Origin of the sequence: Luedemannella flava, from assembly GCF_039528515.1 — a bacterium.
GTDB lineage: Bacteria > Actinomycetota > Actinomycetes > Mycobacteriales > Micromonosporaceae > Luedemannella > Luedemannella flava.
Map to the genome: position 1 here is coordinate 185 of NZ_BAAALT010000146.1, position 537 is coordinate 721.

The following is a 537-nucleotide window of genomic DNA, read 5'->3' on the forward strand; positions in this document are numbered from 1 at the left end:
CGCGGGGGGGCACCCCCGCACCCAAGGGTGCGCTCTCGATCTACGACCCGATCTACCTGGGTCTCGACGCACGCGGCAGGTCAGTCCGTGTCGGCCTGATGTACCGCAACATCCTCATCGGTGGTGAACCCGGCGCGGGCAAGTCCGTAGCCCAAGGCAACATCGTCGCCCACGCCGCATTGTGCATCGACGTAGATCTCATCCTGATCGACGGCAAGATCGTTGAACTGTTGCCGTACGCACCGGTCGCGAGCCAGTTCGTCGGCAACGACATGACCAAGGCACTTCGCGTCCTGCTCGAACTCCAGAAAGATCTGGATGAGCGCTACCTGCACCTGGCCCGCACGGGCCGCAAGAAGATCGTTCCCGGCGACGGCTTCCGCGCCAAGCTTCTGTGCATTGACGAGCTGGCGTACTTCACCGTCACCGTCGGCACCAAGGAACAGCAAGAAGAGTTCCGGACCCTGGTGCGCGACATCGTCGCCCGAGGCCGCGCCGCGGGCATCATCACCGTCGCATCCACCCAGCGCCCGTCCG

Annotated in this window: 1 protein-coding gene; it reads left to right on the forward strand. The window is 64.6% G+C overall.

Features of this window, described 5'->3' with window-relative positions:
• Nucleotides 1–537: FtsK/SpoIIIE domain-containing protein (locus tag ABD211_RS21780; RefSeq protein ID WP_344134949.1), on the forward strand; the 537-nt coding region annotated here is incomplete at both ends.